The sequence below is a fragment of the Mycobacterium sp. TH-M15 genome (assembly GCF_057473705.1).
In genome coordinates this window covers 1-1,608 of the sequence record NZ_JBYCLB010000127.1, presented here as the reverse complement: position 1 = coordinate 1,608, position 1,608 = coordinate 1, and the positions used below count along the sequence as shown (strand labels likewise).

Genomic DNA, 1,608 nt, shown 5'->3' with positions numbered 1-1,608 from the left:
ACGACCTGATGATGGGCTGCGGACAGCCGGCGGGCGAGTCCGGCTTCAACATCGCCCGGGTGGTCGCCGTGCAGCTCGGCTACGACTTCCTGCCCGGAACCACCGTCAACCGGTACTGTTCGTCGTCGCTGCAGACCACCCGGATGGCGTTCCACGCGATCAAGGCCGGCGAGGGTGACGCGTTCATCTCCGCCGGTGTCGAGACGGTGTCCCGCTTCCCCAAGGGCAGCGCCGACGGCTGGCCGGACACCCACAACCCGCTCTTCGTCGACGCCGAGAAGCGCAGCGAGAAGGCCTCGGCTGGCGCCGACGAGTGGCACGACCCGCGGGCCGACGACAACCTGCCCGACGTCTACATCGCGATGGGCCAGACCGCCGAGAACGTCGTGCTGCACACCGGGATCAGCCGTGAGGAGCAGGACCGCTGGGGGGTGCGCAGCCAGAACCGGGCCGAGGATGCGATCAAGAACGGGCACTTCGCCAAGGAGATCTCCCCGGTGACGCTGCCGGACGGCACCGTCGTCGACACCGACGACGGTCCGCGGCCGGGCACCACCTACGAGAAGGTCAGCCAGCTCAAGCCGGTGTTCCGGCCGAACGGCACGGTGACGGCCGGCAACGCCTGCCCGCTCAACGACGGCGCGGCCGCGGTGATCATCACCAGCGACACCAAGGCCAAGGAGCTGGGCCTCAAGCCGCTGGCCCGCATCGTGTCCACCGGGGTGAGCGGCCTGTCGCCGGAGATCATGGGCCTGGGTCCGATCGAGGCGACCAAGAACGCTCTGGCCCACGCGAAGATGTCGATCTCCGACATCGACCTGTTCGAGATCAACGAGGCGTTCGCCGTGCAGGTGATCGCCTCGGCTCGCGAGCTGGGCATCGACCAGGACAAGCTGAACGTCTCCGGCGGCGCGATCGCGCTGGGCCACCCGTTCGGCATGACCGGCGCCCGGATCACCGCGACCCTGCTGAACAACCTGCAGAGCCACGACAAAACGTTCGGTGTGGAGACGATGTGCGTCGGCGGGGGCCAGGGCATGGCGATGGTGATCGAGCGGCTCGCCTGATCTTCACGTTGACTCTGCGCTGGTGGCGCAGAAGTTCGAGTGGCATGCGCCGTCAGCGCAGAGTCAAGCTGTCCCAGGCGCGTCGAACGCGACGAATGACATCGCAGGCGCGGTGCTCGGCTATCACCCTGAGGTGAGTCCAGCCCACCGATTGGATGTACTCCACCCGTTCGACGTCCCAGGCGTACTGTGACCGGCTGGTGCGGTGCTGTTCGCCGTCGTATTCGACGGCGAGCATGATGCCTTCCCAACCATGTCGAGGTAGTACTTCGGGTATCCGTCAGGCCCAGGGACCGAAATCTGGGTCTGCGGCTCGGGAAGCCGGCGCCGATCAGCAACAGCCGCAGCCAGGTCTCCTTCGGCGACTGCCCGCCCGCATCGACAAGGTCAAGCGGCCGACTCGAGCCGGCGCAGTCCCCGGGTGTGCCGATGCCGCTCAGCCAGTGCGCTTCGGGTCTTGACGCCGCTCGGCGTCCTGGCATTAGCCCAGATCAACTCGATTGGCGTGTCGTCGTCGACCCACTTCGCGCCGTGCAGCGCC

The 1,608-nt window shown here is 67.5% G+C and carries 1 protein-coding gene and 1 pseudogene; one reads left to right on the top strand and one right to left on the bottom strand.

Going from position 1 to position 1,608, the window contains the following annotated elements:
- A partial coding sequence (locus tag AC2VNT_RS03160; RefSeq protein ID WP_486945474.1) for an acetyl-CoA C-acetyltransferase occupies window positions 1–1,067 on the top strand: 1,067 nt, incomplete at its 5' end.
- Between the two features lie 52 nt (window positions 1,068–1,119).
- Here the strand turns inward: AC2VNT_RS03160 and AC2VNT_RS03155 are convergent.
- Window positions 1,120–1,608: pseudogene (locus AC2VNT_RS03155) on the bottom strand (hypothetical protein); the annotation flags it as partial.